General features: G+C 71.3%; 1 protein-coding gene. It reads right to left on the reverse strand.

The features are described from left to right. Positions 1–686, reverse strand: a 686-nt coding sequence (locus ACFOJE_RS12990; protein ID WP_377814793.1) for an aldehyde dehydrogenase family protein, incomplete at both ends; no start/stop codon positions are given.

A 686-nucleotide genomic window follows, 5' to 3' on the forward strand; every position in this document is an offset into this window, starting at 1 on the left:
AGGTCGGCGTCGTCGAAGACGATGAAGGGCGCGTTGCCGCCCAGCTCCAGGGAGACCTTCTTGATGTCCCGCGCGCACTCGGCCATCAGTTGGCGGCCGATCTCGGTGGAGCCGGTGAAGGACAGCTTGCGCACGACCGGATTGGAGGTCAGCTCGCCGCCCACCTCGCCGGCCGAGCCGGTGACCACGTTCAGCACCCCGGCGGGAATCCCCGCGCGCTCGGCCAGCTCGGCCAGGGCCAGGGCCGAGAACGGCGTCTGGCTGGCCGGTTTCAGCACCATCGTGCAGCCGGCGGCCAGGGCCGGGCCGGCCTTGCGGGTGATCATGGCGCTGGGGAAGTTCCACGGGGTGATGGCGGCGCAGACGCCGATCGGCTGCTTGAGCACGATCAGGCGCTTGTCGCTCTGGTGGCCGGGGATGGTGTCGCCGTAGACGCGCTTGGCCTCCTCGGCGAACCACTCGAGGAAGGAGGCGGCGTAGGCGATCTCGCCCTTGGCCTCGGCTAGCGGCTTGCCCTGCTCCAAGGTCATCAGCCGGGCCAGGTCGTCCTGGTGCTCGAGCATCAGCTCGAACCAGCGGCGCAGCTTCTGGGAACGGGCCTTGGCGGTCAGCGCGCGCCAGGCCGGCAGGGCGCGCTCGGCGGCCTCGATGGCACGGCGGGTCTCGGCCGCGCCCAGCTTCGGCAC

Origin of the sequence: Azotobacter bryophylli (assembly GCF_042643485.1) — a bacterium.
In the GTDB taxonomy this organism is placed as follows: Bacteria; Pseudomonadota; Gammaproteobacteria; order Pseudomonadales; family Pseudomonadaceae; genus Azotobacter; species Azotobacter bryophylli.